The organism is Bacillus sp. GMs2/2 (assembly GCF_050172095.1).
In the GTDB taxonomy this organism is placed as follows: Bacteria; Bacillota; Bacilli; order Bacillales; family Bacillaceae_G; genus Bacillus_A; species Bacillus_A cereus.
In genome coordinates this window covers 1-1375 of the sequence record NZ_JBNLYE010000672.1, presented here as the reverse complement: position 1 = coordinate 1375, position 1375 = coordinate 1, and the positions used below count along the sequence as shown (strand labels likewise).

The window sequence follows — 1375 nt, the reverse complement described above, 5'->3', positions numbered from 1 at the left end:
TAGATTACAAAAGTCATCTTTTTATGTTAGGAATAGATTGTATACATTTTAGCAGTTTCATATAAATAATAGAAATTTATACGAGGTAAATACCATGGGAAATAAAAAAGAAATAGCTATAGTTGCATTAACAACAGGATTTGTTTTAACAAGTGTAACACCATATGGAGTAGGTCATGCAGAGGAACCTGGTCAAATGCAAGTTGAAATTCAAGAGGATTCATTCCGTACAGGTGATCTTACACAACCATCAAAAAAGGCGCCAGAGAATGTAGTGAAAGATGCACTTAAGGAAAATACGGAGCATGCTTTGTCTCCAAAACAAGTTAGTGCAGAAACAGGAGTAGATTACAAGGTTCTTCAAAAACGTGGTTCTTATGATGGAACTACACTTGTGCGCATGCAACAAATATATGAAGGAAAAGAAGTGTATGGCCACCAGTTAACTGCTCACGTAGATAAAAAAGGTATTATTAAAAGCATTTCAGGAGCTAGCGCACAAAATTTAACACAAGAAGATTTAAAGAAACCTATTAATTTATCAAAAGAAGAAGCGAAACAATATATTTATAAAAAGTACGGAAACGACATTAAATTTATTTCTGAACCAGAAGTTAAGGCGGTTATTTTTGTTGATGAAAATCATGGGCAGGCTAGCAATGCATATCAAGTTACATTTGCTGCTACAACACCAAATTATGTATCTGGAACTTATTTAGTGAATGCTCATAATGGCGATATGTTAAAAGATATGGTACAAGAATCAAGTTTGAAAATAAGTGAAGAGTATGTTGAATCCGTTAAGGAAAATAAAACTAGCAATTTCACATCATTAACTGGAACAGGAAAAGATGATTTAGGCGTAACTCGTACATTTGGTATTTCTAAACAGACCAGTGGGAATTATGCGCTTGCTGATTACACAAGAGGGCAAGGAATTGAGACATATGATGTAAATTATAGAGATATTACAAATGAAGAAAGTTATTATCCTGGCATACTAGCAACTAGCGCTTCAACAACATTTAATGATCCAAAGGCGGTAAGCGCTCATTTCTTAGCAACAAAGGTATATGATTTTTATAAAGAAAAATATAATCGTAATAGTTTTGATAATAAAGGAAAAAAAGTAGTTTCAGTTGTACATGCATGGGATTCTGGAGGAACAAATGATCCTGAAAATTGGGAGAATGCATTTAGTACTAATATTAATAACATCAGTATGCTTTTATATGGAGATCCTATGGTAAAAGCGTTCGATATAGCCGGTCATGAATTTACACACGCAGTTACATCAAGTGAATCTAACCTTGAATTCTCAGGAGAATCTGGGGCAATTAACGAGGCATTATCGGATATTATGGGAACGGCTATA

Annotated in this window: 1 protein-coding gene; it reads left to right on the top strand. The window is 33.8% G+C overall.

All coding sequences use genetic code 11. The features are described 5' to 3' along the window. Window positions 1-94: 94 nt before the first annotated feature. Window positions 95-1375, top strand: a 1281-nt coding sequence (locus ACQGS6_RS28520) for a M4 family metallopeptidase (RefSeq protein WP_426966031.1), incomplete at its 3' end; no start/stop codon positions are given.